Below are 21,080 nucleotides of genomic sequence, written 5' to 3'. Positions count from 1 at the left end.
AGCGAACGACAGCGTTGGTAACGGGTGAGAGGAGGCGGCATGGATGACTACGACGGCTTCAGAGCCTTCGTCTACAGCCGCGAACGCGCGCTGATGCGCACGGCCTACCTCCTGACGGGGGACCCGCATCTCGCCGAGGACCTGCTGCAGAGCGTCCTGGCGAAGGTCGCGCAGAAGTGGCACAAGCTGGAACGCGACGCCAACCCGGAGGCGTACGCCCGCCGCGCGCTGGTCAACGAGCACATCTCCTGGCGTCGCAGGCTCCGGCACGCCGAGTTACCCAGCGCGGCCCCGCCCGACCTCCCGGAACGGGGCCAGGACGTGGAGCTGAAGCTGGCGCTCAGGGACGCGCTGGCGAGGCTGACCCCCAAGCAGCGGGCCGTCATCGTCCTGCGCTACTACGAGGACCGCACAGAACGGGAGACGGCCGACCTGCTCGGCTGCTCCGTCGGCACGGTCAAGAGCCAGACCAACTACGCCCTGTCGAAGCTGCGGGCACTGGCGCCCGAGCTGCTGTCAGATCTGGACCCCGAGGAGGTGGCCCGATGACCCGCCTGCGCACCACGCTCGCCGACCTGGCAGAGGACGCCCCTGAGCCCACCACGAGCCTGGCCGAGCGCGCCATCGGCATCACGCGACGGCGCCGCCGTACCAGATGGATCGTCGCACCCGCGCTTGCCGCGGCTGTCGCGCTCGCGGCCGTTCCCCTCGTCCAGCACCGGCAGCAGCCGGTTCCGGAGATCGCGACTCCGGTCAGGCCGCTGCCTGATCGCGGAGCGGGGACGATGAAGGACGTGGCCCTCGTCCAGTGCGGCGCCAACTGCATGAAGTGGCGGCTCATCGGGCAGGACGGCGTGCAGTGGGAGGTCAACCAGGCGCTGGCCAGCTACCCGCCGAAGGGTGCGCAGGGCTACATCACAGCGCCGCTCACGCTCAGCGACGACGGCGACCACATCGCCTACTACCGGGCCGCCGACCGGCAGCTGGTGGTTCGGGACCTGGAGGCCGGCACCGTGACCCCCGTCAGGACGGATCGGGTGCCGCCCAGCAAGGCAGATGTCGGGGACATGGGACTGACCCTGTCAGCCGACGGCTCCCAGCTCGTGATCGTGTACACGAGCATGGGGCTGGGCTCGGACAAGCCGAACCGCGCGCTCTACGTCGACCTGGCCACCGGCAGGACCACCCGGCTGCCCGAGCGGTGCTGCGTGCGCATCGTCACCCGCGACCGCGTGGTGATGGAGGTCGAGCACAAGAACTGGACCGACCTGGTCACCGTGGGGCTGGACGGGCGCAGCATCGCCAAGGTCAGCATTCCGCCGGGACCGCAGGGCTCGAGCACGGACAGCGGCGCTCTCTCCTCGGACGGGCGCCTGCTCGCCCGGCTGGCCGACACGAGCAAGACGTCGCCGATGAACCAGCTCGCCGTCCTCGACCTCGAGACGCGCACCTGGACGTCGTCGGTACGGCTGGCGCTCCCCACCATGCGGCCCGTCGACGTCAAGAAGGGAACCGGCACGATGCCGACCATCCGAGGATGGCTCAACCCGACGACGGTCCGCGTCGACGTGTACCCCCTACCTCTCGCGATGTTGCCGGATGACCGGCCCAAGCTGCTGGACAGGCTCCCCGCGGAGGACAAGACCATCCACGCCTATGCCGTCGACGTCCGCACGGGACAGGGCCGGCTGCTCGAGACCTATCAGTTCACCGAGGCCACGGCCCAAGGGCGGTTCCGGGCGCGGCACCAGGCCCAGTACGCCAGTATGTCTGAATAGACATAACGGCCTTGCCGTACCTCTGCGCGGAGGTACGGCAAGGCGCTATCGTGATGCGCGTTACAACGGGGGCAAACGCACGGTAATCGTACATACGGGGTGAGTGACGGATGCGTATCCGCATGCTCCGAGGTGACCGCGCCACCGCGGTGATCGCGGGTGCGGTGGCGGCGGTCCTGGTGGTGGCGGCCGCCGTCTTCGGTGTGGGCGTGTCCAGCGCGAACCCGAAACTGGCCGACGTCGGCGCATGGTTATGGACGAAGGTCAAGGGCAAGGTCGTCCACGTCAACGGCCTGTCCGGCGAGGTCGACGGCTACCTCGACGCCAAGGCGGGCAAGCAGTTGCGCGTCGTCCAGGACGGCTCGAACGTGCTGCTCGTCGACGACCGTACCGGATATGTCAGCAGGATCGAGCCCAGCCAGCTGAATGTCGCCCAGACCCGCGACTTCGGCGCGGCCGGCCTGCAACTGGTCGTCTCCGGGCCCACGGCCTACGCGGTGGACCCGGCGGGCAAGGTGCAGTGGATCGACCCCGCCACGCTGAACTCCATCGGCGAGCCCGTCTCGCTGGAAGGCCCGCTGGGCGCCTCCCGCATCGACGGCGGCGGGCGCCTGTGGGTCCCCGTCACCGCCAAGGGCGAGGTCGTCCCCGTCACCAGGAGCGTGGCGGGCAACCCCGTCAAGGTCGGCGACCCGGGCGAGGAGCTGGCGGTCACGGTCGCCGGCGGCCTGCCCGTCGTGGTCAACACCAGGGCCGCAACCGCCACGATCATCGGCGCCGAGGGCGGCATCGGCGAGATCACCCTGCCCAAGGAGGTCGCGCAGGCCGCCAAGGGCGGCGTGCTCACCCCGGCGACGACCGAGGGCTCGCTCGTCCCCGTCCTGGCCCCCGGTAAGGCGGGCCTGCTCGTGGTCATCGACACCGCCTCGAACTCGGTGCTCAACACCAAGTTCGCGGTCGACGACCCGGCCACCCTGGGCGTCCCGCAGGTCCTGGGTTCCAAGATCTACGTGCCGGACCGCGGCACCGGCGGGCTCATCGTGTGGGACAGCGCGGCCGGCGGCGAACCGACCAGGCTCCAGGTGGCCGAGCAGCCGGGCCCGGTGGACGTGTTCGTCAAGGACGGCCTGCTCTGGGCCAACGACGAGAACGGCGACAAGGCCGTCGTGATCGACCCCGAGGGCAAGAAGCACGACATCGTCAAGGACGACACCGACGTCCCCGGCCCCACGAACACGCCCAAGCCCAAGCAGACGCCCAAGCCGGAACCCACCAACACCCAGGTCAAGCCGGACCCGACGCGGACCGGCGAGCCGGAGCCCACCACGACGGACGTCCCGAACCCGGACCCGACCACGAAGAAGCCCAAGCACAAGCCGACCGACGAGCCCACGCCCACCCCGACTCCCACGCCGACGCGGACCACGTCACCCTCGCCCACGCCGACCCCGTCGCCCAGCGCCCCGTCGCGCCCCGGCGCGGTCAGCGCCAAGTCGGGATCCGGGAAGATCGAGATCCACTTCAGCCCGTCCACGGGCGGCAAGGTCGAGCGCTACACGCTCAGGGCCTCGGGCGGATCCGGGGACGCCACACCGCAGTCGGTCGACGCGAACGGGCCGTTCCAGTTCGAGTTCAAGGGCAACTGCGGCAACGAGTACACCTTCACGGTGATCGCCCACTGGTCGGGCGGCGAGGTCGAGTCGGAGCCGAGCGCGAGCGCCAAGCCGTGCGTGGCGCCCGGCGCGCCGTCCGGGTTCTCGGCCAAGCCCAAGAACCACGGCGCCGAGCTGTCCTGGAGCGCGCCCGCCAACGCCGACGACGGGGTGACGTACACGCTGACGGGCGGGGCCACGAAGGAGGGCATCAAGGGGACGTCGTTCACCGTCGACGGGCTGAAGAACAACGCCAAGTACTCCTTCAAGCTCAAGGCCAAGAACGACGCGGGGGAGAGCCAGGACGAGGCGTCCACCGACGCGGACCTGGCGTATCCGCGCCAGCAGTACCAGAACAAGAACAACAACCAGACGAACACCCTCGTCCGGCCCGGGCCCGCCAAGAGCGGAGAAGTCGGGACCATTCCAAAGGGGCAGTACATCTCGGTGACCGTCATCTGCCAGAAGAAGGGCGAGATGGTCCACGAGGACGAGGACAACAGCAACAGCGACGTCTGGAACAGGGTGGAGACCCAGTACGGCAACGGCTGGCTGAGCAGCACGTTGGTGGCAGTACCGGATGGCTTCCCAGGGGGCCCGCTGTTCGAGTGCGACGACTGAGAAGGGGACTCAGTTGACCCAGTACACCTATCAGGACAACAACCAGCAGTTAGCCGCTCAGTTCGCCCAGCGGTTCCAGCTGCTGGCCCAGAACATCGAAAGGATCATCCGCGGCAAGCACGAGGCCATCGAACTGGCCCTGATCTGCCTGTTCGCCGAGGGGCACCTGCTCATCGAGGACGTCCCGGGCACCGGCAAGACCACGCTGGCCCGCTCGATCGCCGCCAGCGTGGACGCCGAGTGGCGCAGGATCCAGTTCACGCCCGACCTGCTGCCCAGCGACATCACCGGAGTGTCGATCTTCAACCAGGCGCACCAGAAGTTCGAGTTCCACCAGGGCCCGGTCTTCGCCAACATCGTGCTCGCCGACGAGATCAACCGCGCCTCGCCCAAGACCCAGTCGGCGCTGCTCGAGGTCATGGAGGAGCGCCGCGTCACCGTCGACGCCGAGCCGCACCCCGTGCCCCGGCCGTTCCTGGTGGTGGCCACGCAGAACCCGGTCGACATGGACGGCACCTACGCGCTGCCCGAGGCGCAGCTCGACCGCTTCCTCATGCGGATCTCCGTCGGCTACCCCGACCACCTGTCCGAGGTCGAGGTGCTCAAGGGCATGCCGACAGGCCCGCAGGTCGACCGGCTGCCGGCGGTCGCCAGGGCGTCCGACGTGGCCGCGATGATCGACTTCGCCACCCGGATTCACGTCGCCGACCCCGTCTACGACTACATCGTCGCGCTCTGCGCCGCCACGCGCACCAGCCCGCACCTGCGCCTGGGCGCCAGCCCCCGGGGCAGCCTCGCCCTCCTGCGCGCCGCCAGGGTCAAGGCGGCCGCCGCGGGACGGCACTACGTGGTGCCCGAGGACGTCAAGACGCTCGCCGTACCAGTCATCGCGCACAGGCTGATCCTCACGCCCGAGGCCGAGCTGCGCGAGCTCGGCGCGACCGCCGTGCTGGGCGAGATCCTCACCGGGATGCCGGTGCCTCAGGCGGCCTAGATGCTCACGCCGCTCGGCTGGGGGACCCTGGCCGGATCCGCGCTCCTGTACGCGGCCGGCTTCGTCCTCGGCTATCCGGAACCCGTCGTGCTGGCCACCGGCGGCCTCATCGCGCTGGCCGCCGCGCTGGCGTGGACGGCGCCGCGGCCCAGGCTCGAGGTGCACCGCGAGATCACGCCGCTGAAGGTGCCGCGCGGCGAGGCCGCGATCGCGGTGCTGCACGTGCGCAACCTCGGCCGCTCCGGCCTGTCGGGACTGCGCGCCCGCGACCGCATCGGCGCCGCCGAGCACACCGTCGACCTGCCCCGCCTGCCCAAGGGCGGCCTGCGCATGGTCTCCTACCCGCTGCCCACCGACGTGCGCGGCGAGATCCCCGTCGGCCCGCTGCTGCTGGTGCGCGCCGACCCGCTCGGCCTCACCCGCAGGGTCAGGGAGTACGGCCAGGCCGTCACCCTCCTGGTGCGCCCGCGCACGGTCCAACTGCCCGTGCCGCCCTCCGGCAGGGCGCACCACCTGGAGGGGCCGACGAGCGACAACGCCCCTGCGGGCACGGTCACCTTCCACACGCTGCGCGAGTACGTCGTCGGCGACGACCTCCGGCACGTCCACTGGCGCTCGAGCGCCCGCACGGGCACGCTCATGGTCCGCCAGCTCATCGACGCCAGCCTCCCCACCACCACGATCATCCTCGACACCCGCCTCCCCGACGCCCTCGACCCGTCTCCGCAAGGCACGTCCAGGTCGGCGGGCCCACGGGACACGTCTGGATCCGCGGGTGGTTCCGGGTTCCCGCGGGACACGTCTGGATCCGTGACTGGTTCCTCGGGGTTCCCGCGAGGTACGCCCGGGTCCGCGGGCGGGGCGTCAGGGTCGGAGGGCGAGGCGTTCGAGCTCGGTGTCGACGTGGCCGCGTCGGTGGCGGTCGCGGCGGCCCGTGCGGGCTTCCCCGTGCGGCTCATCACCGGTGACGGGCTGCTCGCCGAGACCAAGGCCGACGCCGAGCTGGTGCTCGACCGGCTCGCCCTGGTCACCTCCGGTACGGCAGGCGTCACGGAGGCCGTCAGGCTGGCCAGGGGCGGCGGCTCCCTCGTCCTGGTCACGTCGGATCCCGCCGAGGTGGGCCGTGCCGCCGGGGTCCGCCGCCGCTTCGACCGCGTCATCTGCGTCTACCTCGGCCCCGGCCACCCCACCGCCCCCGGCGTCACAGTGGCCCCCATCCCCGACCTCCCCACCCTCCCCCTAGCCTGGAGTCCCCGATGACCTGGGACCCCACCGCACCCTCCGGGGAGCCCGTCTCGGCTCCACCCCACGTCACGCCCGGTCTCGGTGCGTACGCGCCTGCACCTGGTGAGCGCGTCTCGCCCCCGATCTACGGCACGCCCCCCGCCGCCACGCCCGGCTCCGCCGCTCCGGGCGCGCCCATCCCTGGTGAGCCTGCCTCGGCGCACACCTACCCCGGTCCTCCCGGCGGCGCCACGTCTGCGGTGCGGGAGGCGAAGGCCGGGCGGCGGGAGGTGCGGCCGGGGGAAGGGTGGCGGCGGGTCGTTGGGCTGGTGGTGGTGGCCGCCGTGACGGGGGTCGCGGGGTGGGGGTTTCACCGGGTGTTCCCGGGGCTCGAGCTGGTGAGGACCGTGGCGCCGGCGGCCGTGGTGCCCGTGGTGGTGGCCGCGGTCACCTGGCGCAGGCCGCTGTGGACGGCGCTGGTCCTGGACCTGGTGCTGTGGTTCGTCGCGACGATCCCGCTCTACGGCGGCCTCAACCCGGCACTGGCGCGCGACCTGGTGAACTCCTGGCAGGCGCTGCTCACCACGCTGCTGCCCGTCCAGCCGGAGCCCAGGCTGCTGATCCTGGCGCACACCCTGGTCTGGGTGGCCGCCGTGATCGGCGCGGAGACGCTGACCCGCACCAGGACCCGGGTGGCCGCGGCGCTCCCCGCGCTGGCGGTCTACGGCGTGGCGCTGCTGCTGGGCGTGGACGGCGACGGCGACAACCTGGTCCTGACGGGGGCGATCCTGGTCCTGGTGGCGGTGCTGGCGATGGTGCGCGACGAGCGGCCGCCGGTCTGGCTGCTGGCCGGGGCCCCGGCCGCCGCCGTGCTGGCGGTCGCCGCCAGTGTGGTGGGCCCGCTGCTGCCCATCGCGGCCGAGCCGTACAACCCGCGCCGGAACGTGGAGCTGCCGCCGCCGGTCCGCGTCGACAGCGTGAGCCCGCTTGACCGGGTGTCGGCGTGGCTGCAGATCCCGGATCGGGAGCTGTTCACCGTGCAGGCGGACAAGCCGCTCAACTGGCGGCTGGCCGTACTCGATCACTATGACGGCGTGCGCTGGACCTCGGGCGCGCGCTTCCAGCCGACGGGCGGGCGCGTGCCTGAGGGGGAGTGGACGGGCAGGTCGGCGACCGTGCGGCAGACGATCACGTTCGACGGGCTGCCGGGCACGTGGCTGCCGGCGGCCGAGCGGCCGGTCGAGGTGAGCGGCGTGCGCGGGCTGGCCGTGGACCCGACGAGCGGGGCGCTGCTTGCGGGCACCAAGCCGGTCAAGGGGTTCCGCTACGAGGTGACCTCGCGGGTGCCGCAGCCGTCCAAGGCGGACCTGCTGGCGGCCGCGCCCGTCAACGACCCGTCGCTGACGGCCTTCCCGCCGGGGCCGCAGGAGGCGCTGTTCCGCAAGCTGGCGCAGCAGGCCACCAAGGGCGCGGACGTGCCGATCAAGCAGGCCTACCTGCTGCAGAACTACCTGCGCGCGAACGCCACCTACGACGTGACCGCGCCGCCCGGGCACTCGCTGAAGGGCCTGGAGTTCTTCATGGAGACCACGCACCGCGGCACGTCGGAGCAGTTCGCCGCGACCTACGCGCTCATGGCGCGCACGCTGGGGCTCCCCTCGCGGGTGGTCGTCGGGTTCCGTCCCGGGCAGCCCGTCAACGGCGTCTATCACGTCAAGTCCGGGCACGTGATGGCCTGGGCGGAGATCAAGTTCGAGAAGCTGGGCTGGCGGCCGTTCTTCCCCACGCCGGGCCGCGGCGGCGCCAAGGACGACCACGACGTCGTCTCCTCGGCCATCGAGGAGAGCGAGGAGCTGGCGGGCGAGTTCACCCAGGGTACGGAGAACAAGCCCAAGGACTCCACCCACCCGGTCGGCGCCCAGGCCAAGGACAGCGCGGGCGGCCCGCCGCTGTGGCTGATCGCCCCCGCGGCCGGAGCCGTGATCCTCGTGGTGTACGGCGGGGTGGCGCTCGCGCTGCCCTGGTGGCGGCGGCGCAGGCGGCGCAACGTGGCGGGCGCCGAGCAGCGGGTGCTGGGCGCCTGGCAGCAGACCTGCGACGACCTGGGACTGAAGGAGCAGAAGGCGCTGACCGCCGAGGAGGTGGTCGCCCGCCACCCGGGCGACATTTCCGCCCATCTCCAGCCGTTGGCCGATATTTCAAACTTTGTGCGGTACGCGCCCGAGGACGTGGCCACCGAGGCGGCCGACGAGGCCTGGCGTCGCAGCGACGCCGTCCGGGTCGCCGTCCGCCGCCGGACCCCGCTCAAGCACCGCCTGCGCCGGCGGCTTCTGCTGAAATGACGGTCATGAGAACCAGGCTCGCCGCCCAGCTCCTGCACCGCCCGCCGGGCCTGGGCGCGGGGGACATCGTCCGTCACCTGCTGGCCGTGCAGGCGCAGGACGTCCCGTCGGCCCGGCTGGCGTTCCGCGCCCGGTCGGCCACGGTCACCGTCGCCGACGTCGAGGCGGCCTGGCAGGCGCGTGAGATCGTGCGGGTCTGGGGTCCCCGCGGGACGCTGCACTTCGTGCACGCCGACGACCTGCCGTGGCTGCTCGCGCTGACGGCCCGCCGTACCGGGGCGCTGCGCCGCCTGGCCGAGGAGGGCGTCACGGGCGACGACCTGCTCGGGCTGATCGAGGGGGCGCTGGCGGGGCAGGGGCCGCTCACCAAGGCCGAGCTGGAGAAAAGGCTCAAGGGCAGGGCGGCGGGACAGGGGATCGTGCACCTGGTGGCGCTGGCCGCCTCCTACGGGCTGGCGGTGCTCGGGCCGCTGCGCGGCGGGAAGCCCACCTACGTGCACGCCGCCGACTGGCTGGGCGCGCCGATCGCCTTCGAGCAGGACAGGGGCAGGGCCCTGGCCGAGCTGGGCGTCCGCTACCGCCGGGCCCACGCGGACGCCACCCCTGAGGACCTGGCCGCCTGGTCGGGCCTGTCGCTCGGGGACGCCCGCGCCGCCTGGGCCGACGCGCCGCCGTACGACCCCGTCGACGAGCGGGTGGTACGGCTGGCGCCGTCGTTCGACGAGTACCTGCTCGGCTGGAAGAGCAGGGACGCCATCCTCGACCCTGAGCACGCGAGGAAGGTGTTCCCCGGCGGCGGCATCCTGCGCCCGGTGGTGCTGGTCGACGGTTTGATCAGGGGCACCTGGGGCCGTAAGGGCAACGCGGTCACCGTCGCCCCGTTCGACGACGACCTGCCCGGGCTCCAGCGGGAGATCGACGACGTCGCCCGCTTCCTCAGGTAGCCACGTCCGGATAGCCCTGAGCCGCCTCACGGAACCGGGCGACCAGCTCGGGTCTCGAGATCTCCGGCACCCAGACCGCCTCGCTCGTCACCGAGGCGGCCACGTCGCGCGAAAATTAGAGGCGGAAGATCAGCGCCACCACCAGCTGGGTGGCACTGCGGCCCTCAGCCCGTGCTGGTGTGTCTTCCGTTGCGTGTTCGCGGTCAACCCGTCCGGGTGGCGCACAGCGGAACTAGCCGGCGATGACCGCGCCCCTGATGCAGGCGGGCTTGGACCAGGCGACCGTGCTGTTCTTGGAGATCTGCAGCGGCACGCCGATGAGGAAGCAGTAGCCCTTGTTCGGATCCAAGCCCGCGACCTTCGTCGAGGTGGTGCCCTGGGTGAGCGGGGTGATCGGCTGCTCGCCCTGGTTGACGGGGGAGCGCTGCAGGACCACCGGGTAGCGCATCGCGTTGGCGGGCAGCGTCCAGCGCAGCTCCACGATCCGGCCCTTGTCGGCCACGCGCACGTTGCGTGGCGCCAGCGAGGCGATCATCCGCTCGTCGATGGAGGCGGGCACGGTCTTCTGCGGCTGGTTCGAGGCCGCCGGGGGGTTCGGCGTCTCAGAGGTGTTCTGCCGCGACAGGTAGACGGCGAAGCCCGCCCCCGCGATCGCGACCACGCCCACGGACGTCCCGACGGCCAGCCGTAACCCGAGCCGCGACTGCGGGCGCGCCGGCTCCGGCGCTCCGGCCCACCGGCCCGCCGGAGCCGGCGGGCCGGCGTAGGGCTCGACGGTCTCCGGCGTGTGGTCGACCGCCGGGGGATAGGCGGGACCGTTGTTCACCCACGGATCGACGGGCTGCCTGACAGGGGCGAGCGGAGGCGGGAGCTGGGCGCCCGTCGAGATGACGGCCTGCGGCGGCTCGGCCTCGGGACGACCGCGCGGCACCGTGGACATGGCGGGACTCGGGCCGGGATCCTGGCCCACCAGATCGGTGACCGACAGCCCGAGCTCGCCCTGCACCTGCTGCAGCCGCTGCGCGAACGCCCGCGCCGAGCCGTAGCGCTGCTCCGGCTGCTTGGCCATCGCCCGCAGGATCGCCTCGAACACGACCGGTGGCACGTCCGCGCGCTTCAGCGGCGGCGGCTCGGTGCTCAGCACCCGGTACATCACCAGCGCGATCGACGGGTCCGTCGGGCTGTGGAAGGCCGGCTGCCCCGCCAGCAGGTGGTACAGCGTGGAGCCGAGCGAGTAGATGTCGCTGGCGACCGAGTGCGGCTGCCCGCTCAGCACCTCCGGCGCCGCGTGCAGCGGGGTGAAGGCCTGCGCCATGGCCGACACCTCGGAGGAGTCGACCACGCGGGCCACGCCGAAGTCGGCGATCGCCGGCTCGCCGTACCGGGAGATGAGGATGTTCTGCGGCTTGATGTCGCCGTGCAGGACGCCCGCCTCGTGCACAGCGGCCAGCGCGCCGGCCAGCTTCACGCCCGCGCGCAGCACCTCGGGCACGGGGAGCGGCCCCTGCTTGCGGACCTTGTCGCGCAGCGAGCCGTTCTCGAAGAAGTCCATCGCGATGTAAGGCTTGCCGCTGCGGGTGACGCCGGTGTCGAACACGGTCACCACGTTCGGGTGGCCGGTCAGCCGCCCGGTGAGCTGCAGCTCGCGCTGGAACCTGCGCATGGTGCGCTGGTCCACCCTGTCCACCGACAGCACCTTGAGCGCCACGACCCGGTCGAGGCGCTCCTGGTAGGCGCGGTAGACGACGGCGAATCCACCCTGTCCGGCCTGGTCGAGCACCCGGTAACCAGGAGTGTCCTCGACTGGCAGCACAGCACTCCCCCCTGTCACGGGCGAGTTTAGTGCGATTTTTCGGACTTTAGAGCGGATTCATGAGGTATGCGCCTGCGGCCACGGAAGCGGCCGCGACCAGCAGGAAGAAGAACACGTAGAAGCCGCCGGGCAGGATGGTCAGCCGCGCGAGCTGGTCGGCGTCGGAGTCGCGCGCCTGCCGCCTGGCCCGCTTGCGCTGCAGCTCGATGATCGGCCGCACCCCGCCGAACAGCAGGAACCACACCGCCAGGAACGCCACCATCTGCTGGATCCTGCCGGGCGCGTACATCGAGAGCGCGAAGACGGCGCCGCCGGTGGCCAGCAGGATCAGCGCGCCGTACAGGTTGCGGATCAGCAGCAGCATGCAGACAAGGAACAGTAAGACCGCCCAGATGAGCAGCGTGATCCGCCCCTCCGAGGTCAGCCAGGCGGCGCCGAGCCCGAGCAGCGACGGCGCCAGGTAGCCGGCCAGCGCGGTCAGCACCATCCCTGGGCCTGTCGGCCGCCCCCTGGTCAGGGTCACGCCGGAGGTGTCGGAGTGCAGCCGGATGCCTTCCAGTTTGCGCCGCGTCAGCAGCGCCATCAGGGCATGGCCGCCCTCGTGCGCGATCGTGATCAGCCCGCGGCTCAGATGCCACGGCGTGGTGAAGCCCACGATCGCCAGCGCCACCAGCGCGGACACGCCGACCACCCAGGGGTCCGGCGCGGGCTGGACTTTGACCAAATGAGCCCAGAGCTTGTCCATCGAGGGAGACCCTATCCATCTGAGCGCGCCTGTGTAGTGTGCCCGGATGCCTCTCCACTGTCGCCTCGGCGGCGAGCTCGGGGAAACCCGCACCGCGGAGCGCGGACAGCGGGGACAAACCATACTAAAAGGGTGATTGATGCGGATGTGCCCGCTTGGTGGGGTGGGCTGGGCCTGCCTGGGCTGATCGACCTGCACGTGCACTTCCTGCCCGAGCGGATGGAGCGGCGGGTGTGGCACCACTTCAACCACGGCGGGCCGCTCGTGGGCGACGGGTGGAAGATCGAGTACGAGTGGCCGGTCGAGGAGCGCGTGGCGCGGCTGCGGGAGCTGGGCGTGCGCTCGTTCCCCGCGCTGTCCTACGCGCACAAGCCGGACATGGCGCGGGATCTGAACGCGTGGGCGGCCGATTTCGCCGGCCGTACACCTGGATGTCTGTTGTCGGCGACCTTCTACCCCGAGCCTGGGGTCGTGGACTACGTACGGCGGGCCCTGGCGGAGGGCGTGCGCGTCTTCAAGGTGCACCTCCAGGTGGGCGGGTTCGATCCGCGCGTGGCCGAGCTGGACGAGGTGTGGGGCGTGCTGGCCGAGGCGGGCGTGCCCGTGGTCGTGCACGCCAGCTCGGTGCCCGTGCCCGGCGGGGGAGTGGGACCCGGGCCGATGGCCGAGGTGCTGCGGCGGCACCCGCGACTGCGCGCCGTGATCGCGCACCTCGGGATGCCCGAGTACGAGCCGTTCTTCGAGCTGGCGCTGCGCCACGAGCGGGTGATGCTGGACACCACGATGGCCTTCACCGACTTCTCCGAGCGGCGCATGCCGTTCCCCGCATCCCTGCGCCCGGCGTTGCGTGATCTCGGTCTGGCGGGGAAGGTGGTCCTGGGAAGCGACTTCCCGACAATCCCATACGCCTACGCACACCAGCTCTACGCGCTCGAGCGGCTCGACCTCGGAGACGACTGGCTCAGGGCAGTGTGCTGGCACAACGGTGCGGCCGTGATCTGATGGAAACCGTGAACGATCGGCACGTGGCGCTGGTGAGCGCCTTCTACGAGGCTCTGGGCCGCGCGGACCACGCGGCGATGGAACGCTGCTACCACCCCGACGTGAGCTTCGGCGACCCCGTCTTCCCCGAGGTCGAGGGGCGCGACAAGGTCATGGCCATGTGGCGGCTGCAACTGGGCGTCCAGGGCGGCCTGTCCTCCGACTACCGCGATGTGCGCGCCGACGACTTCACCGCGACCGCCCACTGGACCGCCCGCTACACCTTCTCCACCACCGGGCGCCGGGTCGTCAACGAGATCGACGCCCTGTTCAGATTCGAGGACGGCCTGATCGTGCGCCACCACGACGACTTCGACTTCAAGCACTGGTCCAAGATGGCGCTCGGGCGGCCGCACGGCTACGTGTTCGGCTGGACCCCCATGTGGCGCAAGACGATCCGCGACCGCGCCGCCCAGGCGCTGGACGGCGTGGTCTGACATGGCGCGGCTGAAGGGGTTCAGGCGTGCCACGGCCCCGCGTGAGGAGGCGCCCGAGCACTCGATGGACCCGCGGGCCATCGATCAGGCCCCCTACCGGCCGACCGTCATCGACAACGCCATCTACGTGGACGGCCATCGCGTCGACAACCCCGGCTCGCTGGCGGACGCCTTCGAACGGCTCAAACAGGAGCCGGGCAGCATGGCCTGGATCGGCCTCTACCGCCCCAAGGAGTGGGAGCTGGTCAAGCTGGGCGAGGAGTTCGAACTCCACGAACTCGCCCTCGAGGACGCCATCGTCGGCTCCCAGCGTCCCAAGGCCGACCGTTACGGCGAGACCCTCTTCGTGGTCCTGCGCGCCGCCCGTTACCTCGACGACGTCGAGGAGGTCGCCTTCGGCGAGGTGCACGTCTTCGTCGGCCCCAACTTCGTGATCACGGTACGGCACGCCGAGGCGCCCGACCTGCACGCCGTGCGCAAACGCATGGAATCGGAGCCCGACCTGCTCCGCCAGGGTCCCCAAGCCGTCCTGTACGCCATCCTCGACGCCGTGGTCGACGGTTACGCCCCCGTCGTCGCCGGCCTCCAGAAGGACCTGGAGGAGATCGAGGCCCAGGTCTTCGGCGGCGACCCCTCGGTCTCGCGCCGCGTCTACGAGCTGTCGGGCGAGGTCATCGAGTTCCAGCGCGCCACGCAGCCGCTCATCCGCATGATCGACGGCTTCATCCTCGGCGCGCCCAAGTACGGGGTCAACCAGGAGCTCCAGAGCTACCTGCGGGACGTGGCGGACCACGCGATCACGGTCTCGGAACGGGTGGCCGGCTTCCGCCAGATGCTGCAGGACATCCTGGTGATCAACTCCACGCTGGTCACCCAGGCCCTCACGGAGACCAGCATCAAGCAGGGGGAGGAGGTCAAGAAGATCTCCGCCTGGGCCGCCATCCTCTTCGCGCCCACGCTCGTCGGGACGATCTACGGCATGAACTTCGAGCACATGCCGGAACTCCACTGGATCTTCGGCTACCCCTTCGCCATCTTCCTCATGGGCACGGTCTGCCTCGTCCTCTACGCGGTCTTCAAACGCCGCGACTGGCTCTGAAGCCAACGTATCCGCAGGTCAGCCAGTGACGTGCTCGTGGGTCGCGACCCGTTCGGACTGCTGCAGGCAACGCCGCATCAAGGGCAAAGACAAAACATCAAGATGATTGACTGACGTCGAACGCGTCCGTGGCCATCGTCGAGCAGTCGACCGCCGCGCTGGTGGCCCCCGTCGTGCCGCGGCTCGGTCGACGCGGACGTCCTCGGGGAGCCCGTGCCGCCGGGCGGAGCGCCGGACGCCCGCGCCGAGCGCGACGACCTCGCGTTGCTGATCTACACCAGCGGTACGACCGCCAAGCCCAAGGGCGTCATGCTCACGCACGCCAACATCGCGGCGATGGTCGACATGTGGCTGGCATGGAGCGCGGTCTCCGCCGCCGACCGCTCCCTGCTGATCCTGCCGCTGTTCCACGCCAACGCGATCGTGGTGAGCACGCTCGCGCCACTGCTCGGGGGAGCGTCGACGGTGATCGGCCCCCGGTTCGACCCGCGGACGTGCGCCCCGACACGTCCTCGCTGCGCTTCGTCGGCTGCGGCGCTGCGCCGGCGAGCGCGGAGCTGCTGACCGGCTTCGAAACGCGGTACGGCGTGCCGGTGGTGGAGGGCTACGGGCTGCCGAAGGAGATCGAGGACGTACTGTGCTCTCGCCCGGCGGTGCTGGAAGCGGCGGTCGTAAAACGCCCACGCGCCGTGTGGTTCGAAGACGCACTGCCCAAGAACGCCGTCGACAAGATCGTCAAGGGTCCGCTGCGGGATCGGCTGCTCGACCGATAGCCGCTTCGCGGTTGTCACTCGGCGAGGGCGAGCGCCTGTTGCCTGGCGACCGTGCGCATGCGCCGGAACAGGTCGAGCATCATCGCGATCTGATCGTCGTCGTACTCCGCCAGGGCCTGGGTCCACGCCGCCGACATGCCGTCGAACAGCGGGCCGACCTGTGACATCTTCTCGGGCACCAAGCGCACGATCACCTTGCGGCGATCCTGAGTGCCGTGCTCACGTCGCACCCACCCGCCGCGCTCCAGGCGATCGATCATCCGCGTGACGGCGCCCGTGGTCAGTCCCGTGTGAGCGGCGACATCCCCCGCTGTGGGCGCGTCCATTCCGCTCAGGGCGGTCAGGCACTTGAAGTCGCTCAGGCCCAGGCCGAGGCGGTCGGCCACGGCCTGCTGGAGCAGGATTCCGTCGGCGATGGCCTGCTGCACCTCGGCTTGGAGACCGGCTTCGAGATCACGACGGGCAGGAGTCACCGGCTCAGGTGTCGACATGGACCCATCTTAAATCTTCTCAAGTCATTATCTGCACAACACAGGTTCTTGGTCGCGGCACCGCCTGCGGCGTGCCTCGGTGGGAGGCACGCCGTACCTGGTGGCGATGCGATGCCGCGGGAAGAGACGGTTGCCGTGACCCCGCAGCAGCGTCATGTCGCTGGAACGAGGCGGTTGCTGTGCCGCTTGGCTCAGCCGAGCCAGGTGGAGATCTGGGTCATGGCGGAGGCGGCCCAGCCGAGTTTGAGGTGGTTGAGGGCGAGCGTCGCCGTGGCGGCCCGGTTCGCGATGCCGTCGGGGGCGGTGCAGCTCGCCACGAAGACCGCGCCGTCCGACGGGCCGGTGTGCTCGTTGTGGAGCAGCGCCATGTCGGGCGTGTTGCCGCACAGCTGGTAGACCGGGACGCTCGCGGGAGTGCCCGCGTTGATGAGGGGTTGCACCAGGGAGCCCCTGTCGATGGCCCACTGGATCCCGCGGCCGGCGGTGTAGAAGCCGGTGCCGCCGTAGTAGGTGGTGTACCAGTCCTGCTCGGTGGTGGGCAGCGGGTAGACGTCGTCCCAGCGGTAGAGCATGTCGTCGGAGCCGGGGTAGGCGTCGCCCTCGTAGCTCAGCTCGGGGTGGTTGCGCCACAGGCCGTAGCAGACCATCTGGGAGTGGGGCGCGGGCGCGTTCAACGACCCCCCGCATTCCGGAAATATCGCGAAATCGTGGGTCCAGCCGTGGCGGTAGCCCCAGTCGAAGCCCTTGTTCGGCCCGCCGAGCAGGATCAGCTTCCTGACGTCGCCCGCGTAGGCCGTGCCCCAGGTCTTGCGCAGCGACGAGACGTACATGCGCGCATTGAACGCCCCCTTCGACCAGCCGATCACGTCCACCTGCGCCGCCCCGGTCTTCGCCTTGATCGTGGCGACGGCGTCGTGGATCTGCTCCGCCCAGTAGTAGCCGTCCCCCGTGACATGCGGGAACCCGATCGCGAACACCTTGTACCCCTGCCCCGACAGGTACTGCATGAGCCCCGTGGTGGGACAACTGGCCTGCCCGCACCCGTACGCCCCCTTGGCGTTGGGATTGGCCCAGGCCAGATCGGCGTTCTGGTTGGCCCCGTGCACCAGCAGCACAGGTGTGGCCTTGGCCCCCGTCTGCCAGCCCGGCGCGTGATACAGCAGGAAGCGCGAGGAATGCGGCCGCGCCACGTCGCCGAACAGCCGCTTGGTCTGCCCCGCCTGATCACCCCGCCCGTCAGACGGATAGGTCTCGGACAGGAACCCGGTGGAGTTGTCCTTGTAGCGCTCGACCAGCGCCCACCCGTTCTCCAGCCCGGAGGTGTAGGAGGCCTCCAGCGTCAGCGACGCCGTCGCCTCGGCAGGCGCCGCGACCATCATCCCGCCCGCTAACACCAGCGCCGCGACCGCGCGCCCCCATGATCGTTGTCCCATCAGCCCTCCCGCATAGCTCGGATGGCCCAAGCTCCCTCGATCCCCGATCCGAATCAATGTGCCCCACCCCTACACCCCCATGTCGCCCCCCACACCCGCGCGCTTGGTGGGCCTGAGATCAAGGCCGGTCCTTGGTGCCGTGGATTACCAGCCGCCCCTGGGACCTGCGTAGCCGTACCAGCGGTCCTTCAGATGGCTGTAGCTCTCGCCGTACTCGCCGGCTATGTCGTTCGGCTCGCCGGTGGGCAGCCAGATGAAGCCTTTGCCGCCGCCGAGGAACCAGCCTCGGACCTCGAACCGTGCACTATCGGGGAGCACTTCATCGGTGACGCCGTCGTGGTATCGCGATCCGCCGCATACGTGGTAGAGGCCTGCCCATTGGCAGGGCGCCTTGTCGCTGGAGGTCACGGCTTTGGCATAGGCCTCCAGGCTCGATTCGGAGATCGTGAAGCGAATCCAGAAAGGCGCGTCCGTGAAGAGCGCGAGCATGACGCCGCCCGAGATGAAGAAGGGCAGGATCCAGCGGTACTTCAGACCGTCCGGCACGGTTCCCCTGTGGTCGGCCCACACCATCCGGCCTGCCCAGTAGGTGAGCAGGATCAGCCCGACGGGGATCCCGATCAGGATCATCTCGATCTCGTCCCAGAGCGGGTAGCTGGCCCGTATCAGGATGATGGCGGCCACGGCTGAGAAGACGATCAGAAACGGTAATCCGGGCGGCTTGCTGATCACGGCGTCACCTTAGCGGTCTGCTGTTCGAAGAGGGGGTTGATCGCTAGGGTCGGCGTGGGTGATCGACTTTGGAGGGGTTGTGTGGCGGCTCGTGATTCTGCTGGGTTCGGTCGTGGCTCTGGCCGTGGGTTTGGGAGTTGCGCGGCGGCGGTTCGTGGTGGTGCGGATCTCCGGGGCGAGCATGTTGCCGACCTACCGGACCGGGGATCGGGTGCTCGTCCGGAGGACCTCGGGGGCGGGGGTTCGGCGGGGGCAGGTGGTGGTGTTGCAGACCGCGCTGCCTGGGGGAGTGTGGCGCACGGGGGCGTTGCCTGAGCCGGGGGCCGCGATGTGGTTCATCAAGCGGGCGGTGGCCGTGCCGGGGGATCCGGTGCCTGAGCAGGTCGTGGCCCGGGTGGGGGCGTCGGCGGGCGACGCGGTTCCTGCGGGGCGGCTGGTGGTGCTCGGTGACGGGCCGGTGAGTGAGGATTCGCGGGCGTGGGGTTACGTGCCCTTCGACCGGGTGCTGGGCGTCGTCGTTCGGGCGCTCGCCCCCTCCCGCGACTCCGGGAAGGCCGGCGAGTAGCCCTGGGCCTGGAGGGTGAAGAGCTTCGCGTACTCCCCGTCGAGGGACATCAGTTCCGTGTGCGAGCCGCGTTCCACGATCCGGCCCTCGGCGAGGACGACGATCACGTCCGCCTCCCGTACCGCGCCGAGCCGGTGTGAGATGAGCAGGCTGGTACGGCCCGCCCGGTGGTGGCGCAGGCTCTGGTGAATGGCGTGCTCCGCCTGCGCGTCCAGGCCGGAGCTCGGCTCGTCGAGCACCAGCAGGTCGCGTCCTTGGCGCATCAGGGCGCGGGCCAGGGCGAGGCGCTGCCACTGGCCGCCGGAGAGCACCACGCCCGCCTGGGGGTCGTCCCTGTCGCCGAAGAAGATGCGGCTCAGCAGCGTGTCGTAGCCCCGTGGCAGTCCGGCGACCGTCTCGTGGATGCCGGCCAGGCCGGCGGCGGCCTCTACCCGGTCACGGGAGCCGATGGCCGCGACGTCGCCGAGGCCGATGTTCTCGGCCGCGGTCAGGTCGTAGGACATGTAGTCCTGGAAGACCGCGCCGATGCGATCGCGCAGCTCGGCGGGGTCCATGTCCCGCAGGTCGACGCCGTCCCAGTGGATGGAGCCGCGTACCGGGTCGTACAACCGGCAGATCAGCTTGACCAGGGTGCTCTTGCCCACGCCGTTCAGCCCGACCAGGGCGAGGGAGGAGCCACGGGGGATGAGGAGGTCGACCCCGCTCAGCACCCACGGATGCGCGGAGTCGTAGCGGAACCACACGTCGCGCAGCTCGATGCCCTCGCGCAGCGCGGGGACGGGGCTCGGCTGCCGCGGGACGGGCAGGTCGGGCGTCTCGGCGACGACGTCGCGGTAGTGGTCGAACATCAGCAGCGCGTTGTGTGCGTCGGCCGACTGCCCGACGATCGACGTGAGCGCGGACTGGACCCCGGCCACCGCGGCCACGAACACGGCCACGTCGCCGACGCTCAGCGTGCCCGACGCGGCGCTGATGATCGCCCAGAGCAGGCCGAGCGCGGCGACGACCGCTCCGACCAGCGACAGCGAACCCTGGGTGCGCAGCGTCCTGCGGGCGAGTGCCTGCTCGGCGTCGTTGACCTCGCGCAGCTCGCCCAGCATCCTGGCGCGCAGGAAGTCGCCCAGGCCGAACAGCCGGATCTCCTTGGCCGCGTCGGGGCTGGTGAGCAGGTTGGCGAAGAAGATCTGCCGCCGGGTCCTCGAGCTGACGCCCCACATCATCCCGGCGCGGCGCCGGCTCAGGTCGAGCTGGGCCCGGACCGAGGGGATCGCGGACAGCGCCACGACGAGGATCATTCCCGGAGCCAGTACGGCCAGCGCCGCCGTGAAGCCGGCCAGGGTGACGGCCCCCTGGCCGATTCCCAGGCCGGAGCGGACGATCCGCTGCGGCGCGTTCTGCCCGGCCTCCTGCGCCAGCCGTACCCGGTCGTGGAAGGCGGGGTTCTCGAAACGGCTCAGCCCGGGGTGGGCGTTGACGGCGGTGAACAGCCGATCCTGGATCAGCAACTGGAGCGCGCGGCGCAGCTGCTCCTGGGCGTACTCCGCGACCGAGGGAAGGGCCGCGCCCGCCAGGCCGGTCACTCCGAGCGCCACGCCCTGCGGCAGCAGCTCGGCGGGGCGTTGCCCGGCGGCCAGGCCGTCGAGGACGAGCTTGGTCAGCCACGCGGCGACGACCGGGACCAGGCCCATGAGCAGCACCGTGATACCGGATCCCACCACGGCGGCCGGGTGCGCCCGCCAGGCCAGCGCCGCGGCCGCGCGCAACCGCCGTGGCCCGGCGGAGGAGATCATCGGAGGGAGACCGCCGGGAGGCTGCCGGGGGCGGTGTCGGCCGCCATGACCACCGCGTCACCGTCGACCAGGTAGAAGCTGGGGAACCTGGAGACCTGCAGCGCCCTGCTCACCGGGCCGCCCATCGGCTCGACCACGACGGTGGCGGAGGTCAGCTCGGAGGTGAACCGCCGGGCCTCCTCGGCGTCGCCGGTGACCACGGCGAGCACGCGCTCAGGACGGGCATCGGCCAGATAGGACGTGAACTCGGGCAGCCGCTCGTGGCAGGACGCGCACTCGGTGGAGAACACCGCCACCACGCTGGGCCCGGAGAAGAACGCGCGCGACACGGTCTCGCCGTCAACGGTGGTCGCGCTGAAGTCGCCGAGCGTCGTCCCCGGCTGAACCAGCGGGGAACGCATCGGCCCCACCTCCGCCAGCCGCTGCGTGTGCTCGCGCAGCCGGCGGATCACCGCCAGGGTCAGCACCAGATCCACCACGCACAGCAATCCGATGACGATGACGGCGGCGATGACATACGGCATGCGGGCTCCTTAAGGTCGACGCGGCTCGGCGGGTGACGCGGGGCGTCGTAACCCGCCAGGACGGTGCGGGCCGTTGGCAGGC

At 70.9% G+C, this 21,080-nt stretch carries 20 protein-coding genes; 13 read left to right on the top strand and 7 right to left on the bottom strand.

Going from position 1 to position 21,080, the window contains the following annotated elements; translation table 11 throughout:
• The first annotated feature begins 39 nt into the window (after window positions 1–39).
• The 7 genes from KIK09_RS15565 to KIK09_RS15535 all read left to right on the top strand — a co-directional run bounded on the left by KIK09_RS15565 (window position 40) and on the right by KIK09_RS15535 (window position 9,555).
• Window positions 40–549, top strand: a complete 510-nt coding sequence (locus KIK09_RS15565; RefSeq protein WP_214319918.1) for a SigE family RNA polymerase sigma factor — start codon at window positions 40–42, stop codon at window positions 547–549.
• The gene (locus KIK09_RS15560; protein ID WP_214319917.1) at window positions 546–1,778 is read left to right on the top strand and encodes a hypothetical protein; all 1,233 of its coding nucleotides are present in this window, start codon (window positions 546–548) and stop codon (window positions 1,776–1,778) included. Before KIK09_RS15565 ends, KIK09_RS15560 begins: the two co-directional genes overlap by 4 nt.
• Before the next feature lie 110 nt (window positions 1,779–1,888).
• Window positions 1,889–4,051, top strand: coding sequence for a fibronectin type III domain-containing protein (locus KIK09_RS15555; RefSeq protein WP_214319916.1), 2,163 nt, complete (start codon window positions 1,889–1,891; stop codon window positions 4,049–4,051).
• 13 nt (window positions 4,052–4,064) lie between these two features.
• Window positions 4,065–5,045, top strand: coding sequence for an AAA family ATPase (locus KIK09_RS15550; protein WP_250573192.1), 981 nt, complete (start codon window positions 4,065–4,067; stop codon window positions 5,043–5,045).
• Complete coding sequence (locus KIK09_RS15545; protein WP_214319914.1) at window positions 5,046–6,305, top strand: DUF58 domain-containing protein; 1,260 nt, start codon at window positions 5,046–5,048, stop codon at window positions 6,303–6,305.
• Window positions 6,302–8,611, top strand: coding sequence for a transglutaminase TgpA family protein (locus KIK09_RS15540; protein WP_214319913.1), 2,310 nt, complete (start codon window positions 6,302–6,304; stop codon window positions 8,609–8,611). Before KIK09_RS15545 ends, KIK09_RS15540 begins: the two co-directional genes overlap by 4 nt.
• A gap of 5 nt (window positions 8,612–8,616) precedes the next feature.
• Window positions 8,617–9,555, top strand: a complete 939-nt coding sequence (locus KIK09_RS15535) for a winged helix DNA-binding domain-containing protein (RefSeq protein WP_214319912.1) — start codon at window positions 8,617–8,619, stop codon at window positions 9,553–9,555.
• A 232-nt stretch (window positions 9,556–9,787) separates the two neighbouring features.
• Here KIK09_RS15535 and KIK09_RS15530 read toward each other — a convergent pair whose 3' ends face one another.
• On the bottom strand, window positions 9,788–11,368 hold the full coding sequence (locus KIK09_RS15530; RefSeq protein WP_214319911.1) for a serine/threonine-protein kinase: 1,581 nt from the start codon (window positions 11,366–11,368) through the stop codon (window positions 9,788–9,790).
• A gap of 46 nt (window positions 11,369–11,414) precedes the next feature.
• Window positions 11,415–12,113 (bottom strand): M50 family metallopeptidase, encoded by a 699-nt coding sequence (locus KIK09_RS15525; protein WP_214319910.1) that lies wholly within the window; start codon window positions 12,111–12,113, stop codon window positions 11,415–11,417.
• Between the two features lie 132 nt (window positions 12,114–12,245).
• On the opposite strand from KIK09_RS15525, the gene KIK09_RS15520 reads away from it, so the two are divergent.
• From KIK09_RS15520 to KIK09_RS15500, 5 genes are all read left to right on the top strand, one after another.
• Entirely contained in the window at window positions 12,246–13,115 is an 870-nt protein-coding gene (locus KIK09_RS15520; RefSeq protein WP_308164114.1) for an amidohydrolase family protein, read from the top strand.
• An 8-nt stretch (window positions 13,116–13,123) separates the two neighbouring features.
• On the top strand, window positions 13,124–13,591 hold the full coding sequence (locus tag KIK09_RS15515; RefSeq protein ID WP_308164113.1) for a nuclear transport factor 2 family protein: 468 nt from the start codon (window positions 13,124–13,126) through the stop codon (window positions 13,589–13,591).
• Window position 13,592: 1 nt separating this feature from the next.
• Window positions 13,593–14,690, top strand: coding sequence for a magnesium/cobalt transporter CorA (gene corA, locus KIK09_RS15510; RefSeq protein ID WP_214319907.1), 1,098 nt, complete (start codon window positions 13,593–13,595; stop codon window positions 14,688–14,690).
• A 213-nt stretch (window positions 14,691–14,903) separates the two neighbouring features.
• A complete protein-coding gene (locus tag KIK09_RS15505; protein WP_214319906.1) occupies window positions 14,904–15,254 on the top strand; it encodes an AMP-binding protein in 351 nt (116 codons plus the stop codon).
• Window positions 15,185–15,463, top strand: coding sequence for a hypothetical protein (locus tag KIK09_RS15500; RefSeq protein ID WP_214320770.1), 279 nt, complete (start codon window positions 15,185–15,187; stop codon window positions 15,461–15,463). The genes KIK09_RS15505 and KIK09_RS15500 overlap by 70 nt, the downstream gene beginning before the upstream one ends.
• Window positions 15,464–15,477: 14 nt before the next feature.
• Here the strand turns inward: KIK09_RS15500 and KIK09_RS15495 are convergent, their stop codons facing one another.
• The 3 genes from KIK09_RS15495 to KIK09_RS15485 form a co-directional block, all read right to left on the bottom strand.
• A complete protein-coding gene (locus KIK09_RS15495) occupies window positions 15,478–15,954 on the bottom strand; it encodes a MarR family winged helix-turn-helix transcriptional regulator (RefSeq protein ID WP_214319905.1) in 477 nt (158 codons plus the stop codon).
• A gap of 191 nt (window positions 15,955–16,145) precedes the next feature.
• Complete coding sequence (locus KIK09_RS15490) at window positions 16,146–17,387, bottom strand: esterase/lipase family protein (protein WP_214319904.1); 1,242 nt, start codon at window positions 17,385–17,387, stop codon at window positions 16,146–16,148.
• 144 nt (window positions 17,388–17,531) lie between these two features.
• Complete coding sequence (locus KIK09_RS15485; protein ID WP_214319903.1) at window positions 17,532–18,119, bottom strand: hypothetical protein; 588 nt, start codon at window positions 18,117–18,119, stop codon at window positions 17,532–17,534.
• Window positions 18,120–18,177: 58 nt separating this feature from the next.
• Here KIK09_RS15485 and lepB point away from each other — a divergent pair, with 58 nt between their 5' ends.
• A complete protein-coding gene (gene lepB / locus KIK09_RS15480) occupies window positions 18,178–18,684 on the top strand; it encodes a signal peptidase I (RefSeq protein WP_214319902.1) in 507 nt (168 codons plus the stop codon).
• On the opposite strand, the gene KIK09_RS15475 is transcribed toward lepB, so the two are convergent.
• Together KIK09_RS15475 and KIK09_RS15470 are read right to left on the bottom strand one after the other, a co-directional pair.
• A complete protein-coding gene (locus KIK09_RS15475; RefSeq protein WP_214319901.1) occupies window positions 18,603–20,474 on the bottom strand; it encodes an ABC transporter ATP-binding protein in 1,872 nt (623 codons plus the stop codon). The genes lepB and KIK09_RS15475 overlap by 82 nt on opposite strands.
• The gene (locus tag KIK09_RS15470; protein WP_214319900.1) at window positions 20,471–20,998 is read right to left on the bottom strand and encodes a TlpA family protein disulfide reductase; all 528 of its coding nucleotides are present in this window, start codon (window positions 20,996–20,998) and stop codon (window positions 20,471–20,473) included. The genes KIK09_RS15475 and KIK09_RS15470 overlap by 4 nt, the downstream gene beginning before the upstream one ends.
• Window positions 20,999–21,080: the final 82 nt, after the last annotated feature.

Source organism: Nonomuraea sediminis, from assembly GCF_018531495.1.
GTDB classification, from domain to species: Bacteria; Actinomycetota; Actinomycetes; order Streptosporangiales; family Streptosporangiaceae; genus Nonomuraea; species Nonomuraea sediminis.
The sequence above is the reverse complement of the archived record's forward strand: the minus strand, read 5'-3'. Positions and strand labels throughout refer to the sequence as shown.

Coding starts and splice junctions, on each gene's coding strand:
- KIK09_RS15565 (WP_214319918.1), top strand. CDS start 40: ATGGATGACTACGACGGCTTCAGAGCCTTCGTCTACAGCCGCGAACGC.
- KIK09_RS15560 (WP_214319917.1), top strand. CDS start 546: ATGACCCGCCTGCGCACCACGCTCGCCGACCTGGCAGAGGACGCCCCT.
- KIK09_RS15555 (WP_214319916.1), top strand. CDS start 1,889: ATGCGTATCCGCATGCTCCGAGGTGACCGCGCCACCGCGGTGATCGCG.
- KIK09_RS15545 (WP_214319914.1), top strand. CDS start 5,046: ATGCTCACGCCGCTCGGCTGGGGGACCCTGGCCGGATCCGCGCTCCTG.
- KIK09_RS15540 (WP_214319913.1), top strand. CDS start 6,302: ATGACCTGGGACCCCACCGCACCCTCCGGGGAGCCCGTCTCGGCTCCA.
- KIK09_RS15535 (WP_214319912.1), top strand. CDS start 8,617: ATGAGAACCAGGCTCGCCGCCCAGCTCCTGCACCGCCCGCCGGGCCTG.
- KIK09_RS15525 (WP_214319910.1), bottom strand. CDS start 12,113: ATGGACAAGCTCTGGGCTCATTTGGTCAAAGTCCAGCCCGCGCCGGAC.
- corA (WP_214319907.1), top strand. CDS start 13,593: ATGGCGCGGCTGAAGGGGTTCAGGCGTGCCACGGCCCCGCGTGAGGAG.
- KIK09_RS15495 (WP_214319905.1), bottom strand. CDS start 15,954: ATGTCGACACCTGAGCCGGTGACTCCTGCCCGTCGTGATCTCGAAGCC.
- KIK09_RS15490 (WP_214319904.1), bottom strand. CDS start 17,387: ATGGGACAACGATCATGGGGGCGCGCGGTCGCGGCGCTGGTGTTAGCG.
- KIK09_RS15475 (WP_214319901.1), bottom strand. CDS start 20,474: ATGATCTCCTCCGCCGGGCCACGGCGGTTGCGCGCGGCCGCGGCGCTG.
- KIK09_RS15470 (WP_214319900.1), bottom strand. CDS start 20,998: ATGCCGTATGTCATCGCCGCCGTCATCGTCATCGGATTGCTGTGCGTG.